This is a genomic window from Blautia sp. JLR.GB0024, from assembly GCF_037000545.1.
Taxonomy (GTDB): domain Bacteria; phylum Bacillota; class Clostridia; order Lachnospirales; family Lachnospiraceae; genus Blautia; species Blautia celeris.
In genome coordinates this window covers 501,123-516,795 of sequence record NZ_JBANBF010000003.1, presented here as the reverse complement: position 1 = coordinate 516,795, position 15,673 = coordinate 501,123, and the positions used below count along the sequence as shown (strand labels likewise).

The window sequence follows — 15,673 nt, the reverse complement described above, 5'->3', positions numbered from 1 at the left end:
CATGACCAGGAGGTGTGAAGTTGGAAAAACTATTGGAAGTGAATGATCTGAGGACCTATTTTTTTACCCCGGATAAGACGATACCGGCAGTAGACGGGGTGAGTTTTCATATCAACAAAGGTGAGACACTCTGCATTGTGGGGGAATCAGGAAGCGGCAAAAGCGTGACCTCTCTGTCCGTCATGCAGCTTGTGCCCACACCCCCTGGAAAGTATGTAAGCGGCCAGATCCTGTTTGAAGGGGAAGATATTCTAAAAAAGACAGAGAGCGAAATGTGCGGTATAAGAGGCAATATCATCTCCATGATCTATCAGGAACCCATGACTTCTTTGAACCCTGTCTTCTCCATTGGGGATCAGTTGATGGAAACACTGAGGATCCATCAGAAGCTGACCAAGAAGGAGGCCCAAAAAAAGGCGGTCCATATGCTGAGCCTGGTGGGTATCTCAGACCCGGAATCGCGTATGAGAGAGTATCCCCATCAACTGTCAGGCGGTATGCGGCAGAGGGTCATGATCGCCATGGGGCTGAGCTGTGAGCCGAAGCTGCTCATTGCGGATGAGCCGACTACAGCGCTGGATGTGACAATACAGGCCCAGATACTGGACCTGATGAAAAAGCTGAAGCAGGAGCTGGATATGACGATCCTTTTTATCACCCATGATCTGGGCGTCGTGGCTGAGATGGCACAGCGCGTCATCGTCATGTATGGGGGAAGAGTGGTGGAGGAGGCAGAGGTGAGGGAAATCTTTAAAAACCCACGGCATCCCTATACGCTTGGCCTGTTAAAGTGTATTCCCAGAATGGACAGCAGGCAGAAGCTGGAGGTGATCAAAGGTATGGTTCCTTCACCGGACCAGTTTGCCAAGGGCTGCCGCTTCCATCCCAGATGTCCTTATGCAAAGGAATTATGTACCCGTGAAGAGCCTCCCCAGCAGATGATCGGGACAACAAGGGTAACATGTCATTTTCCGCTGCATACAGAGAAGGAGGGAGAACGCAATGGGAGACAGTGATAAGAAAATACCGCTGCTGGAAGTGAAAGATCTCGGGAAAGATTTTGTCAGTAAGGGAAGCAGGGGAAAGAAAACAGTACATGCCCTGAACGGCATCTCCTTTACTGTTTACCAGGGGGAAACCTTTGGACTGGTGGGAGAGAGCGGCTGCGGTAAGACCACAGCGGGAAGAGTGATCAACTGCCTGACAAAACCCACCCGGGGGCAGGTATTGTTTGAGGGAAAAGACTTATTCCAGATGTCCAAAACGGAGATGAAAAAGGCCAGAAGAGAGATTCAGATGATCTTTCAGGACCCCTTTGCATCCCTGGACCCCAGAATGACCATAGGAAAGATCATTGAGGAACCCCTGGTCATACACCGCATAGGTTCCGGGAATGAGCGCAGGGAAAAAGTGAAGAAAATGCTGGAACGTGTAGGATTACAGCCGGATTACTACAATCGTTATCCACACGAATTTTCCGGAGGCCAGAGGCAGAGGATCGGTATTGCCAGAGCCTTGATCTTAAATCCGAAACTGGTCATATGTGATGAACCGGTATCAGCGCTGGACGTGTCTGTGCAGTCTCAGATTCTCAACCTTCTGGATGATCTGCAGAAAGAACTGGGGCTGACATATATCTTTATTGCCCACGGATTAAGCGTTGTAAAACATATATCGGACCGGGTAGGCGTTATGTATCTGGGAAAGATGGCAGAGGTGGTGAATGCGGAGCAGTTATTTGAAAAACCGGCGCATCCCTATACACAGGCTCTTCTGTCAGCGAACCCCATACCGGATCCGGATTTTGTAAAGCAGAGAATCATACTTGAGGGGGACATCCCTTCAGCATCCAACCCTCCGGCAGGATGTTACTTCCATACCAGATGCAGATATTGTAAACAGATCTGCAGGGAAAAAGAACCGCCGTATCGGCAGATAGGAGACAGGATCGTGGCATGTCACTTTCCGCTGGAATAGATGAAAGAGAGAACGGGAATCGAAAGATTGGTAAACTACCTTTTTACACATCAGGAGGCACTGCGGTCTGCCAAAGCAGAACAGGCAGCCAGAATGTGCATTTTAGATGAGATTGGGTGTGGGATTTACGGCAGCCGGACACAGGAGGGGGCCGGTATTATCAAGACTGCGGCAGAACTTGGAAACGGCGGGGACATTCCCGTATGGGGAACAGGTGTCCTGCTCACAGAGGATATGGCGGCCATGGTAAACGGCGCGCTCTGCCATATCAGGGAAATGGATGATGTCCATTACGCCATCCTGCACACAGGTGCTGTATGCGTGCCCTCCGCTTTGGCAGTTGCACAGCGCTGTGGCTCCTCATGGGGACAATTGCTGTGGGCCGTCACTGCAGGTGTGGAGGTGTCTGTCAGGATCGCGGAAGGCATGGATTTTTTAGATCACAGGGAAAGAGGATGGCACGGAACCGCCACATGCGGTGCATTCGGAGCAGCGGCAGCCGCCGGAGTTCTGCTGGGTCTGGATGAGCAGCAGATGGTAAACGCTCTGGGGATCGCGGGAAGCAGGACAGGGGGAAGCTGGGCTTTTGCCGCGGACGGGGCCATGACAAAACGCATACATCCCGGTCTGGCTGCACGTGACGGTATCGTGAGCGCCTGTCTTGCAAAAAATGGGATCACAGGGCCCCATCAGGTACTGGAAGCTGCAGACGGTGGCATCTACCGCATGATGAGCAGGCAGTATTGTCTGGATGTGCTGGATGCCGTAAAAGAGAGGGCGGCTATAGAGGAGGTGGAGTACAAGTGGTTTGCATCCTGCAAATCCGTACATTCCCCATATACGGCGGCCCATGAGATTTTTAAACGGCACGGATTCACAGACGCGGAGAAAATCCGGGACGTGCGGGCAGAGGTGAACCAGTCCGCCATTGAGATGGCAGGCGGCACCTACCGCCGGGATTCGGTTGTATCCGCCCAGATCAGTATCCCCTACGGTGTGGCACTTGGCCTGATGGGCTTTGAGGGGAAGGCAGCAGACTACTCGGAAGAGCGCCTGAGGGATGAAAAGATCCTTGCTGTTGCGAAAAAAGTCAGGGTAGCGGAAAGCGAGGATATGAATCGTCTGAGAAGAGAGGAAAAACGCAGCGCCGCCAAAGTTACGGTTCAATGGAAGGATGGCAGCACAGATACAGAGACAGTAACAGCACCGAAGGGCTCCATGTTTAATCCTTTGTCAAAAGAAGATATCACGGGAAAGTTCATGGATCTGGCAGGCGGCATTATGGGAGAAGAGACAGCACGGGAAATCGCCTGCATAGCTTTAAAAAGCAATGCTTCGGATAGTGTTATGGAAATCACAGAAATCTTAAAAAGGAAAAAGTAGGAGGAGAAATGGAGAACAAGGAGAAAAAGGGAGGATTTTTTGAACAGATACAGGGGAATATCAATCCAGTAGTTCTGGAATATTACTACGGGCCGAAAATGAAGGAATCCGATACATCCTTTCCCTACCTGGTCCGTGTCATGAAAGCCCATGTCATCATGCTGAAAGAACAGGGCATTATCCCGGAAGAGGCAGCGCGCAGACTGCTTTCAGTCATGGAGGGATGGGGGGAACGGATTCCGACGCTTGACCCGTCCCTGGAGGATTTATATATCAATCTGGAACATCTGATCACGGTGGAGGCCGGGGAAGATATATGCAGTTATCTGCCGGTTGCCAGAAGCCGTAATGACGTGGAGGCTGCCATGTGGCGGATTGAGCTGCGGGAAAAACTGCTGTATTTGGCGGATGCTCTCCTGGAACATGTGGAGGTGCTGCACAGGCGTGCGGAGGAAACCGTGGACTATATTTTCCCGGGCTATACATATGGGCAGCAGGCACAGCCTGTCAACATGGGTTTCTATCTCTCAGGCATCGCGGCTCCTCTTCTGCGGGACGCAGAGAGAATCCTGCAGTGCATTGAACGGTTTAACAAAAACCCTCTGGGAGCGGCTGCCATGTCCGGAACAGAATACAACATAGACAGGGAACGGACAGAAGAGCTGCTGGGATTTGAGGGGGTTTGGGAACACACCGGGGATGCAGTGGCCAGCGCTGATTATATGATGGAGGCTGCCGGCATCGGAATATCTGTTCTGGTCACTCTGGCAAGACTGGCGGAGGATATTATCAACTGGTGTTCAAATGAAGCGGGGTTTGCGGACCTGTCAGATGACCTGATCGATTCAAGCAGTATTATGCCGCAGAAGCGCAATCCTGTCATTTGTGCAACAGTGCGTTCCCAGGCAAGGCTGCTGTCAGGAAGATACGCAGGAATATGCTCTGCATGCTCCGTGGAATTTCAGGCCAGCCGTGACATGACGGCAGCATGGTCTGATGTACTGGAATGTGTGGAAACTGCAAAAGGTATGTGCCGGATCAGCGCAGAATATGTAAAATCCCTGAAATTCAATAAAGAAGTTATGGAAGAAATCCTGTATAAGGGATTCTCCAATGCTACAGAGCTGGCGGACAGCCTGGTGCTGGAAGGAAAACTGTCCTTCAGACAGGCACACAGAGTGGTGGGAGGAGCAGTCAGCGAGCTTTTCCGCGCGGGAAAGGGTCAGGATGACCTGACCTGGGAGCTGCTGGATGGCTGGTGCCGTGAAATATGCAAAAAGGGCCTACCGTTATCAGAAGAACAGGTGGACAAGGCAAAGAATTTCAGGATCGCTGTGGAGAGAAGGGACTGTCAGGGCGCGGCAGCTCCATCTCAGGTATACAGAATGCTCAGGCTGCAAAAGGAACAGAGCGGTTCTGTAAAGAGGGCTGCAGAGAGAAAAAGAAGTGTATGGAACCATGCAGAAGAAATGATGCACAAGTGTGTGCAGGCAGTTATCTCAGATGAAAGGCCGTAAAGGCCGGGGAGGGTTTAGCAGATGAAGAGAAGAATGTGCTCCATGATTTTAACCGGTATTTTAGTATTTGCATTATCAGCCTGCGGAGGCGATTCCGGAAATAAGAAAGAGACGGATCAGGAACAGAAGCAGGAGGAAAAAACAGAACAGTCTGATGACAGCCAGACCGCGCAAGTGGCGGATGAGCTTATTGTACTGACAGGAAGTGACGCGTCTACCTTTGATCCTCACTTCTGCACAGACTCTGCAACAGAAATATTCAATAAGAATATCTTCAATAACCTGGTACGCTTCAATGAAGATATGGAGATAGAGCCGGATCTGGCGAAGGAATGGTCCATATCGGAGGACCAGCTGACCTGGACCTTTAAGCTGGAGGAAGGGGTCAAATTCCACGATGGTACGGATTTCAATGCAGAGGCTGTTAAGACTTCCTTTGAGAGAGTGCTGGATGAGAACCTGGGTTCCCCGAGAAGGTCTGTGCTGGCAGCGATCACCAAGATTGAAGCTGTGGATGAGCATACAGTCAGTATTTCAACAGACGTGCCCTGCGGCGCTTTGCTGCAGCAGTTATGCCACCCGGTCGCAGCGATCATCAGTCCGAAATCCCTGGAGGATTACGGGGAGGAGATTTCCACACATCCGGTTGGAACCGGTGCTTTTAAATTCGTGGAATGGAAGACAGGAGAAGAACTTGTTCTGGAGAGAAATCCGGAGTATTTTAAAGGGGCTCCCGCTGTGGAAAAGGTATATTTCAGAGTAGTTCCCGAGGATGCCACAAGAGCGCTGCTGCTCCAGTCAGGACAGGCAGATGTGGCGCTGAGGCTTCCCGTGACAGAGACCGACAGACTGGAAAGCGACCCGAATGTAACGATCCAGAAGGGCGACACAGTCATGACTATGTACGTTGCCCTGAATAACAGCAAAGGCGTACTCCAGGATGAAAAAGTACGCCAGGCAATGAATTACGCGGTGGACAAGGATGTGATCGTAAATGATATCCTGGGAGGCATGGCCACGGTTTCAGACTCCCCCATCTCTCCATATACCTGGGGATACAATTCCAGTATGAAATACGAGTGTGACGTGGAAAAAGCAAAAGAGCTTCTGGCAGAAGCAGGATATCCGGATGGTATAGAGCTTGAGCTGTGGACACCGGTGGGCCGCTATCTGATGGATACACAGGTGAGTGAGAACCTGCAGGCACAGTGGGAGAAAGCCGGAATTCACGTGAATATCCGTCAGTGGGAATTCCAGGCATTGATGTCAGAGGTAAAGAACGGAGGATTTGACATGGTTCTTCTGGGATGGAGTCCATCTACAGGAGATGCTGACCAGGGGTTATATCCGGTATTCCACTCCTCCCAGTTCCCGCCGAACTCCAACAGGGCGTTCTATAATAATCCGGATGTGGATGCGCTTCTGGATTCCGCTAAGACGGAGGTAGACGAAAAAGCCCGCAAGGATATGTATGCAGAGGCAGAGAAGACCATCATGGAAGATGCAGCATGGACCTTCCTGTATTATCCGAAACAGGCACTGTCCTACCGCAGCAATGTCTCCGGCATTGAGATGCTGCCGACAGAACATATCATGCTTGAAAAGGTTACAAAGCAGTAATTATACAGAGTAATAGATGAGACCACCGGCCTGCTGTTTTGGCAGGCCATAAGGCCAAGGAGGCGGTTGTTTGCTGAAATATATAATAAAGAAAATCATTTTTACATGCATTGTATTGGTGGGGGCTGCCACGTGCGCCTTTCTGCTCCTCCATGCGATTCCGGGAGATACGGCGGAGGCGCTGGCAGGACCGCAGGCAACCGTGGAGGATGTGGATAATCTGCGCCGTGCCATGGAGCTGGACCAGCCGCTGGGAAAGCAATATATCAGTTATATGGGAAACCTGCTCCACGGTGATCTGGGATACTCATACAGGACCAATAAGCCGGTTATGGATATTTTAAAGTCCGCATGGCCGGCAACCCTGCAGCTTGCGGTATGCAGCATGATCGTGGCAGTGCTTTTGGGGGTTCCCATTGGTATCTTCGCGGCCATTCACAGGGGAAAGGCAGGAGATACCATTGCCATGATAGCTGCCTTTTTAGGAGTGTCCATGCCCTCTTTCTGGCTGGCACTGTTGCTGATCATAGAGTTTTCAGTCAATCATAACTGGTTTCCTTTCTATGGAAGGGAAGGAATCTCCAGCTTTGTTCTGCCTTCCCTGACTCTCGGTCTGGGAGTGGCTGCCAATATAGCCAGGCTTACCAGGACAAGCATGCTGGAGGTTCTGGGACAGGACTACATAAGGACAGCCAAAGGAAAAGGTGTAAAAAGCGGGAAAATCATATGGGTGCACGCGCTGAGGAACGCGGCGGTTCCGGTGGTCACCATCATCGGCCTTCAGTTCGGAGTGCTGCTGGGAGGTCAGGTGGTGACAGAGACTGTATTTTCCTGGCCGGGCATCGGCAGAATGATCGTGGATGCGCTGAATACCAGAGACCTGCAGATCGTGCAGGGTGGTATTTTGATTCTTGCGGCTACGTTTACTATTATTAATCTGATCACGGATTTGGTATATGCACTGCTGGATCCCCGGATCAGGTATTCATAGAAGGGAGGGAAGGATGTGAGTACATTTCGTAAGATCATGAGAAACCCCAGCGCGGTTGTGGGGCTGTGTATTCTTCTGCTCCTGGTGGTTGTGAGTATAGCAGGACCTTTTCTGGTGGAATCGCCTTATGAACAGAATACCGCGGTGAAGCTTATGCCGCCTTCCGCGGAGCACTGGTTTGGTACGGATGATTTTGGCCGTGATGTGTTCAGCAGGATTGTCACAGGGGCGCACTATTCCCTTCTGGCAGGTTTTATTTCCGTGATCCTGGGACTTACAGGGGGGCTTCTTCTGGGGGCTTTTGCCGGATTTTACGGCGGGCTGTTGGATCAGATTCTAATGACTGTCTGTGATATTCTGCTGGCGTTTCCCAGTGTTCTGCTGGCAATGGCCATTGTAATGGTGATGGAACCGGGAATCTATACTCCAATGGTGGCAGTGGGTATCAGCTCCATACCGGTGTTCGCACGCCTTGTGAGGGCACAGTTCATGTCACTTCGGGAGAGCTGTTTTGTGGAAGCCGTTCGCTCTGCGGGGGCAGGGGATCTGCGTATTATTTTCCGGCATCTGCTGCCGAATTCCATTGGTCCCATTATCATTCAGGCCACGCTGAGGATCGGTTCTTCTATTCTGCTGGCAGCTACCCTGAGCTTTCTGGGACTGGGAGCACAGCCGCCCACACCTGAGTGGGGAGCCATGTTAAGCGCTGCCAGAAATTATGTGTGGACCGCATCTTATCTGGCATTGATCCCCGGTATAGCGATTACCATAACCGTAGTCGCGGTGAATTTGATCGGGGACGCGCTCCGTGATTACCTGGACCCCAGAACCAGAAATATGTAGATGTTGTCGGGAGGATAAATATGGCGAAAAAAGTACAGGTCACACTGACAGCAAATGAGGGAAAGCGTCTGATCGCAAAAGCGGCAGGCAGAATGCCTGAGATACAAAATCGTCTGAAAAATCATAAGATTCTTCTGTGCGGCGGAACTACCGTGTCGGCTCTCTCAGAGGAGCTGGGTTTTGGGCCTCTGCGCATTTCCGGCAGAATTGATGCCAGCGGTACCAGGACAGCCCTGAAGAAGGCCAAAGCGCCGCATAATCTGCTGCTGGACCATGGAAAAGGACAGAATGTGGACAGCAGTATCCAGAAGGTGGCAGAGTCCCTGAATGATAAAGACCTGGTAGTTGTGGGGGCCAATGCCATTGACCCTATGGGAAGGGCAGCGCTGGCTTTTGCGGCACTGGGGGGAGGCAGCAGGGGATATGCCCTTCACAGTGCATATATGCAGGGCGTTCCCATGCTGATCCTGGCGGGCATCAACAAACTGATCCCGGATCTGGGGGCAGCCCAGGCTCACAGCGGCAGAGCAGGTATTGATCTGTCCATGGGGGCTGCCATCGGATTATACAATCTGTTCGGCCCTGTCATCACGGAGCTGAAAGCATTTGAGATTCTCTTCGGCGTGGAAGCTGTGGTGATAGCGGGAAGCGGCTTCGGGACCGGCGACGGAACCAGGACATTTGTCCTGCGCGGGGAGGAGGCATCTATCCAGCAGGCATGGGAGCTGTGCCTCGGCCTGAAAGGGGCAGGGGTGTCAGCCTGCGAGGACAGCCTGTTTACCTGTGTGGGAGGATGCAGACACTGCCAGCGTCACGTTGGCTGCTATTATAAAGAACTGGCCCAGGGCGAAGACTGAACCCGGGGATGGGGTTCGCAGATTCAGAATGAGAGTCTGCAGCCGGCAGAAAACCTGCCGTCTGCGGGCTTTTTTTGGTTGAAAAAACCTTGCTCTCAAAACCCCGGGGGCGGCTTGCGGGCCATTTTTCCCTCTGTTATACTCCATTCAAGACAGACCGGAAGCGGGATATCTTCCGGGATGAGAAAAAGTAAATGTGCAGACTACTGAATAGCTGCAGTGCGAAACAGAAAAAGGAGCAGAACACATGAAGAGAAAGATTGCGGCAGTCCTCTGCTGTCTGGCCATGACTATGACCTTGCTGGCAGGATGCGGGAGCGGAGGGGATTCCGGTACGAATTCCGCCAAGGAGACGGAACAGAAGAGCGATGAGACAGAACAGAAAAGTGAGGAGACGTCAGCGAAGGCAGATGCGTTTGCAAAAGATGAGGTGACCATCGGATTTTCCAATGACGCGGACAGCTGGGACCCCTGCACCGGATTCGGCTACACCGGTTCCCCCCTGTATTCCTCACTTGTGAGAGTAAACGGGGATGACAAGCTGGAAAATGACCTGGCCACAGAGTACAGTGTCAGTGAAGACGCTTTGACCTGGACCTTTAAGATCAGAAACGACGTGGTATTTTCAGACAAAGAGCCGTTAAAGGCATCGGATGTGGCGTTTACCTTCAACACCACAAAGGAAAAGGCAACCTACATGGATCTTACCATGCTGGAGAGCTGTACAGCAGCGGATGACACCACAGTGGAGTTCAAACTGAACAAGCCCTGCGTGACCTTCATCTATACAGTTGCCCAGATTGGAATTGTCCCCGAGAAATCCTACAGCGACAAGTTCGGCCTGTCCGCAGAGGAGACCATTGGCTCCGGTCCGTACAAGCTGACACAGTGGGACAAAGGACAGCAGTTCATCCTGGAGGCCAATGAAAATTACTACGGAGAACAGCCTGCCATCAAAAAGGCAGTGTTCCTGGTACAGGAGGAGGACGCCAGATTTGTCTCCGCAAAAGCAGGGGATGTAGATATTGCCCTGACATCCGCCACGATTGCGACCAATGAGATAGATGGTATGCATGTGGAGGAAGTGGAGTCTGTAGACAACCGCGGAATCACCCTTCCCACCGTGCCGGATGAGGGAAAGACAACCGAGGACGGCTACAAGATCGGAAACAACATCACTTCAGATGTGAATGTGAGAAAAGCCCTGTGTTACGGCATTGACCGGGAGAGGATCATGGAAGAGGCTCTGAACGGATTTGCGAAGCCGGCCTATACAGAGTGTGACGGCATGCCCTGGTGGAATGAGGAAACGGTCATTGAGACAGATGTGGACCACGCAAAACAGCTTCTGGATGAAGCGGGCTGGAAAGACGAGGACGGCGATGGGATCAGGGAGAAAGACGGCACAAAGCTGGCCTTTAACCTGATGTATTTTGCGGGGGATTCCATGCGGCAGGCAGTTGCCATGTCAGTGGCAAACCAGGCAAAGGAAAACATGGGATTTGACATTACGGTGGAGGGCGTCAGCGCAGACGACACCGTAAAGAGGATGTTCTCAGAACCCATGATAATGGGCTGGGGTTCAGACAGTCCCATGACTTCCTATATGCTGTACCACAGCAGCAATGCAGGTAAGACGGACTTCTATAATCCGGAATTCTATACCAGCGAAAAAACAGACGAATATCTTGACAAGGCCATGAATTCCCTCAGCATAGAGGAGTCTTACCAGTGGTGGCAGAAAGCACAGTGGGATGGTGAGACCGGTACTTCCATGAGAGGGGAAGCGCCCTGGGCATTCTATGTGAACATGTCCCATCTCTACTATGTGAAAGACGGATTGGACATCGGAAAACAGAGAATCCATGCGCACGGTGCTGCGTGGCCTCTGGTTGCCAACCTTGCAGAGTGGACCTGGAAATAAATAAAAGCAGGAGAAGCTGCTCCGGACGTAAATCGGCAGGAATGATTTTACGTTCGGGGCTGTTCGTGTCCTGGAGCGTGTTTGAAAATTCATTCCGACAATCTGCACGCTCCGGTATGTTTTTTACAAGAGAAAATGAAATGGAGAGACAGAATGAAAAACAAGTATTATCTGAAATTGACGGGGAAATATCTGCTCCGCATGGTAACACTTCTCATAGCGGTCAGCATCATAAGCTTTCTTCTGGTCAGCATGTCTCCGGTGGACCCGGTGCAGCAGTATGTGGGGGCTGTGCCGAATGTGAGTATGGAACAGAGAGCTAAGATAGCGGAATACTGGGGGCTGAGTGATCCGCCGGTAGAACGTTTTTTCGCCTGGGGCAGGTCTGTTCTGCAGGGGGATTTCGGTGTGTCTCTGATCTACAGAAGACCTGTGCTGGATATCATCAAAGAAAAATTCGTCACCTCCCTGGCGCTCATGGCGGCGGCCTGGCTGTTCTCGGGAATCATCGGGTTCACGGTGGGATGTGTGATGGGGGCCTTTCACGGGAAAGGGCCGGATAAGGTTTTAAAGAAGGCCTGTCTCATCATGTGCTCTATTCCCACCTTCTGGATCGGAATCGTATTCCTCATGGTATTTTCCGTGAAGCTGGGCTGGTTTCCCATGGGCATGAGTGTGCCGAAAGGCGTTCCCACGGACCAGGTGACCATACTTCAGAGAATCCACCACCTGATCCTGCCCGCCCTTACACTGAGTTTTTTGTCTTTTGCCAATGTGGCGCTCCACACCAGAGAGAAACTGGTGGACGTGCTGGAAAGTGAGTATGTTATGTTTGCAAAGGCCAGGGGCGAATCCAAGTGGAGTATTCTGAAAAGGCATGGACTGCGCAACATTATGCTGCCGGCCGTGACCATGCAGTTCGGCTCTTTCAGTGAGCTCTTCGGCGGCTCCGTGCTGGCGGAGAATGTGTTTTCCTATCCCGGCCTGGGCGCTGCGGCTTCCGCGGCAGGTATGGGTTCTGACGTGCCGCTGCTCTTGGGGATCACCCTGTTCTCAGCGCTCTTTGTCTTCGTGGGAAATATGCTGGCAAATATCATATATGGGGTCGTGGACTCGCAGATAAGGGAGGGATACAGAAATGAGTGATATGACTGCAGCAGTATCCGGTGCACAGGGAAGAAGGATTTTCGTGAACCGGAGAACAAAGACTATTATATTTGCGGCCCTGATCTTTTTCGTGATCCTGGGCGTATATCTGTCGGGGGCCCTATTGAGTGATGACCTGATTCAGGCGGATTTTTCAAAAAAAGCGCTGAAACCTTCCCTGGAGCATCCTTTCGGCACAGACCTTTTGGGAAGGGATATGCTGGTGCGCACGGTAAAAGGGCTTTCGGTCAGCATTTCCGTGGGTATGATCGCCTCAAGCGTGAGTGCCGTGATCGCTCTGTTCGTGGGCGTGGCGGCAGCGACGGGGCGTTCCTGGCTGGACCATTTTATCAACTGGGTCATAGACCTGGTTATGGGAATCCCCCACACTGTGCTTCTGATTCTCATCTCCTTTGCCTGCGGAAAAGGGTTAAAAGGGGTACTGATCGGCGTGGCGGTCACCCACTGGACAGGGCTTGCCCGAATCATAAGAAGTGAGGTGCTCCAGATTCGTTCCCAGCAGTATATAGGCGTTTCAAAGAAGCTGGGACATTCCAGCTGGTGGATCACCGTACACCACATTCTGCCCCATATGGTGCCGCAGTTTATCATTGGTCTGATTCTTCTCTTTCCCCATGCCATTATGCATGAGTCCGGTCTTACCTTCCTGGGATTCGGCCTCTCGCCGGAGCAGCCCGCCATTGGTATCATTCTGTCGGAATCCATGAAATATCTGTCATCCGGCATGTGGTGGCTGGCATTTTTTCCGGGCCTTATGCTTGTGGTCATTGTACTGCTTTTTGACCGTCTGGGTGAAAATATGAAGAAGATCTTAGACCCGTACAGCGCACATGAATAGGAGTAGAACATGAAAAAAGAACGAATGGAAAATGCGCCCCTGCTGAAAGTGGAAGACCTGTCCGTATCCTTCCACATGTATGACAAGGGGCTGGAACAATATGATCTGAAAGTAATATCCAACCTGAGCCTGGATGTAAAACCGGGGGAGATCGTGGCGATCGCAGGCTCCAGCGGCTCCGGGAAAAGCCTTCTGGCTCATGCTGTCATGGGAATCCTGCCGGAGAATGCCAGGCTCACAGGCAGTATCACATACAAGGGCGAGATCCTTGACCAGAAGAAAAAGGAGGCTTTCAGAGGTACCCGGATCGCCCTGGTGCCCCAGTCCATCGCCTATCTGGACCCCCTTATGAAAGTGGGAAAACAGGTGACGGGAGGCGACCGGGGAAAAGAGGCGGAAATTTCCAAAAAGGAGATTTTTAAGAGATTCCATCTGGATGAAAAAATAGAAAAATATTATCCCTTCCAGCTTTCAGGCGGCATGGCCCGCAGGGTTCTGGTGTCAACGGCTGTCATAAGCGACGCCTCCCTGATCATCGCAGACGAACCCACACCGGGCCTGGATCTGGAAATGGCTCTGGAAGCGCTTAAAGTATTCCGCGAGCTTGCGGACGAGGGAAAGGCAGTGGTGCTCATCACCCATGACATTGACCTGGCCTTTCATATTGCTGACCGGATCGCCGTATTTTATGCCGGAACCACAGTGGAGATGGCAAGGGCGGAAGATTTTCTGGAGGGTGCGGGAAAGCTGCGCCATCCATACTCCAAAGCACTGTGGCAGGCACTTCCCCAGAACGGCTTCAGACCCATTCCGGGATTTCAGCCATATGCCAGGTATCTGCCAAAGGGATGTCTCTTTTCTCCAAGATGTCCCTATAAGACAAAAGAGTGTGAAAATGATATTCCCATGAGCGAGATCAGGGGAGGATATGTGAGGTGTATACATGCGACTTGAAGCGAGAAATTTAGGGTTTTGCTACGCAGGCGGGCCGTGGATTTTGAAAGACGTGAACTTTTCCATGGAGGAAGGGGAACGGGTGGGCCTGGTGGGGCCAAGCGGCTACGGAAAAAGCACACTGGTAAAACTTTTGGCGGGATATCTGGAACCCTGTGAGGGGGAAATCCTGCTGGATGGAAAACCCATGGAAAAGAAAGGCGTCTGCCCGGTGCAGCTTATCTACCAGCACCCGGAGAAGGCGATCAATCCCCGCTGGAAGATGAAGAAGGTCCTGGAGGAGTCAGGCATGTACCGGGAGGAAGTGCTGGAGGCCCTGGGGATTGAGGAGGAATGGCTGGAGCGGTATCCGAGGGAGCTTTCCGGGGGAGAACTGCAGCGCTTCTGCGTGGCGCGCTCCCTGTTCGAGGGGACACATTTTCTGCTGGCTGACGAGATGAGCACCATGCTGGATGTGATTACGCAGGCGCAGATCTGGAATCTCATGCTGCGTGAGGTGGAAAAGAGAAAAATAGGTCTGCTGGCAGTCACACACAACATGGCCCTGGCAGACTGTGTGTGTACCAGGACCATCAATCTGGCTCAGGTGAATCACATAAAATGTGCGGAGGAAAGCGGGTGTAAAAATGGATGTGAATATGGTACTGTTTGATGATTTTGAGTGTATGGATATCTTCGGGCCGGCAGAGATACTGGGGAAACTGCAGAAATATTTCCACATCCGTTATCTCTCCGTGTCAGGGGATGTGATAAACAGCGTGCAGGGGGCCAAGATATGGACGGATTTTCTGATCCCGGAGGAGGTGGAAGGCATTCTTCTGATTCCGGGAGGAAAAGGAGCGCGGCGCCTTCTGTGGCAGGATGAGCGCACTCTGAATCTGGTGAAGCAGGCGGCAGAGAATGCAGATACCTGTATGATGGTGGGCAGCGGCTCCGCAATCCTGGCACAGACAGGGCTTCTGTACAGGCGGAAGCTGGCGGACTGTCCCCTTGACAAGAACTGGAACAGGATGTTTACAGCGGGTATTGAGAGAATCGAGGGGGCCAGGGTGGTGGCAGACGGAAAATACTACTCCTGCAGCAGCACAGCTGCAGGGCTGGATATGACACTCTGGATGGTGGCAGACCAGATCGACATTGACGTGGCAGCAGAGGCAGCCCGGCAGATGGGATATCCCTGGGACTCTGCCGGCGGGGAGGAAATCTATTGCTGACAGGGCGCAAAGGGAGTGAGAAAGGAACTGTGCGATGAGAGAAGAGAAAAAAGACACAGGTACGAAGTATGATAAAAGCATGGTAAACCGTCTTGCCAGGGCTACCGGTCATCTGAAGTCCATACGCGGTATGGTGGAGGAGGGGCGCGACTGCAGTGAAGTCCTGATCCAGCTTGCGGCTGTGCGCTCCGCAGTCAACGGTGCGGGGAAGGAAGTGCTGAAACATTACATGGATGAGTGTATTGAGGAGGCTCTGGAAAAGGGAGACACGGAGAGTCTGAAACGCCTGAACAAGGCTCTGGATTCTTTCCTGAAATAAGATTTTGCAAGGAACCCCGGAATGGGGAAAAAGCTGCATCCTACGCCGGGATGCGGCTTTTTGCGTATC

15 protein-coding genes are annotated in these 15,673 nt (G+C 52.0%); all 15 read left to right on the top strand.

Translation table 11 applies throughout. The features are described 5' to 3' along the window. Nucleotides 1–20: 20 nt before the first annotated feature. The 15 genes from V8Q34_RS10540 (at nt 21) to V8Q34_RS10470 (ending at nt 15,604) form a co-directional block, all read left to right on the top strand. Complete coding sequence (locus V8Q34_RS10540) at nt 21–1,016, top strand: ABC transporter ATP-binding protein (RefSeq protein ID WP_081960461.1); 996 nt, start codon at nt 21–23, stop codon at nt 1,014–1,016. Next, nucleotides 1,003–1,977 carry an ABC transporter ATP-binding protein gene (locus V8Q34_RS10535; RefSeq protein ID WP_033142485.1) on the top strand — a complete coding sequence of 325 codons (975 nt, stop codon included), beginning with the start codon at nt 1,003–1,005 and terminating at the stop codon, nt 1,975–1,977. The genes V8Q34_RS10540 and V8Q34_RS10535 overlap by 14 nt, the downstream gene beginning before the upstream one ends. After that, nucleotides 1,978–3,360 carry an MmgE/PrpD family protein gene (locus tag V8Q34_RS10530; protein ID WP_103730899.1) on the top strand — a complete coding sequence of 461 codons (1,383 nt, stop codon included), beginning with the start codon at nt 1,978–1,980 and terminating at the stop codon, nt 3,358–3,360. Nucleotides 3,361–3,368: 8 nt separating this feature from the next. After that, nucleotides 3,369–4,877 carry an argininosuccinate lyase gene (gene argH / locus V8Q34_RS10525; RefSeq protein WP_033142484.1) on the top strand — a complete coding sequence of 503 codons (1,509 nt, stop codon included), beginning with the start codon at nt 3,369–3,371 and terminating at the stop codon, nt 4,875–4,877. 21 nt (nt 4,878–4,898) lie between these two features. Beyond that, entirely contained in the window at nt 4,899–6,497 is a 1,599-nt protein-coding gene (locus V8Q34_RS10520; protein ID WP_335835390.1) for a glutathione ABC transporter substrate-binding protein, read from the top strand. Between the two features lie 70 nt (nt 6,498–6,567). Next, nucleotides 6,568–7,488, top strand: a complete 921-nt coding sequence (locus V8Q34_RS10515) for an ABC transporter permease (protein WP_033142483.1) — start codon at nt 6,568–6,570, stop codon at nt 7,486–7,488. A 15-nt stretch (nt 7,489–7,503) separates the two neighbouring features. Then, nucleotides 7,504–8,331: an ABC transporter permease gene (locus V8Q34_RS10510; protein ID WP_033142482.1), complete on the top strand. Its 828-nt coding sequence runs from the start codon at nt 7,504–7,506 to the stop codon at nt 8,329–8,331. Between the two features lie 20 nt (nt 8,332–8,351). Then, nucleotides 8,352–9,188, top strand: a complete 837-nt coding sequence (locus V8Q34_RS10505) for a hypothetical protein (protein WP_033142481.1) — start codon at nt 8,352–8,354, stop codon at nt 9,186–9,188. 247 nt (nt 9,189–9,435) lie between these two features. Next, nucleotides 9,436–11,112 carry an ABC transporter substrate-binding protein gene (locus tag V8Q34_RS10500; protein ID WP_335835389.1) on the top strand — a complete coding sequence of 559 codons (1,677 nt, stop codon included), beginning with the start codon at nt 9,436–9,438 and terminating at the stop codon, nt 11,110–11,112. Nucleotides 11,113–11,265: 153 nt separating this feature from the next. After that, on the top strand, nt 11,266–12,258 hold the full coding sequence (locus tag V8Q34_RS10495; protein ID WP_335835388.1) for an ABC transporter permease: 993 nt from the start codon (nt 11,266–11,268) through the stop codon (nt 12,256–12,258). Further along, nucleotides 12,251–13,117 carry an ABC transporter permease gene (locus tag V8Q34_RS10490; RefSeq protein ID WP_052099596.1) on the top strand — a complete coding sequence of 289 codons (867 nt, stop codon included), beginning with the start codon at nt 12,251–12,253 and terminating at the stop codon, nt 13,115–13,117. The genes V8Q34_RS10495 and V8Q34_RS10490 overlap by 8 nt, the downstream gene beginning before the upstream one ends. A 9-nt stretch (nt 13,118–13,126) precedes the next feature. Then, entirely contained in the window at nt 13,127–14,071 is a 945-nt protein-coding gene (locus V8Q34_RS10485) for an ABC transporter ATP-binding protein (protein ID WP_335835387.1), read from the top strand. Further along, nucleotides 14,061–14,723 carry an ABC transporter ATP-binding protein gene (locus tag V8Q34_RS10480; protein WP_033142478.1) on the top strand — a complete coding sequence of 221 codons (663 nt, stop codon included), beginning with the start codon at nt 14,061–14,063 and terminating at the stop codon, nt 14,721–14,723. Before V8Q34_RS10485 ends, V8Q34_RS10480 begins: the two co-directional genes overlap by 11 nt. Next, nucleotides 14,698–15,285: a DJ-1/PfpI family protein gene (locus V8Q34_RS10475; RefSeq protein WP_033142477.1), complete on the top strand. Its 588-nt coding sequence runs from the start codon at nt 14,698–14,700 to the stop codon at nt 15,283–15,285. The genes V8Q34_RS10480 and V8Q34_RS10475 overlap by 26 nt, the downstream gene beginning before the upstream one ends. Nucleotides 15,286–15,319: 34 nt before the next feature. After that, nucleotides 15,320–15,604 (top strand): metal-sensing transcriptional repressor, encoded by a 285-nt coding sequence (locus V8Q34_RS10470; protein WP_033142476.1) that lies wholly within the window; start codon nt 15,320–15,322, stop codon nt 15,602–15,604. Nucleotides 15,605–15,673: the final 69 nt, after the last annotated feature.